The 527-nt window shown below is 62.4% G+C and carries 1 protein-coding gene; it reads left to right on the top strand.

The window, feature by feature from the left end:
• Positions 1-10: 10 nt before the first annotated feature.
• Positions 11-527, top strand: a 517-nt coding sequence (locus AC1D1Y_RS26180; protein WP_477684918.1) for a diguanylate cyclase domain-containing protein, incomplete at its 3' end; no start/stop codon positions are given.

Genomic DNA, 527 nt, shown 5'->3' with positions numbered 1-527 from the left:
CTACCGCGCTGTGCACAGCCAAAACAACAGCTTGCTGGAGCGCCAACCCGAGCTTCTGCTCGGCAGATTGGTGTCGGACATTTTGCCCAAGGATGCCGCGGATACCTGCATGGCCGCATTGAACGAAGCACAGGCGACAGGCAGTTCCTACGGAAAACAATACAGCCTGGAATTACACGCGGGCAAGCAATGGTTTGAGTTGTCGGTAGTGCGCAAGCCCACGGTGCCGGGCGAGGAAGAGCGCTTCATCGCGATTGCGCGCGACATCACCGAGCGCAAGAACGCCGAGGAGGTGATTCGCCACCTGGCCTTCCACGACACGCTGACAGGGTTGCCGAACCGCCGCCTGCTGACCGACCGGCTGCAACAGGCCCTGGGCGCCAGCCACCGCAAGGGTGAGCACGGCGCACTGATGTTCCTGGACCTGGACCAGTTCAAGCTACTCAACGACACGCACGGCCATGACGTGGGCGACCTGCTGCTGCAGGAAGTGGCGCGGCGCCTGCAACAAAGCATTCGCGCGGTGG

The sequence above is a fragment of the Polaromonas sp. P1_G1 genome (genome assembly GCF_056405595.1).
Note: the sequence above shows the minus strand (reverse complement) of the source record. Positions and strands in the feature narration are given on the sequence as shown.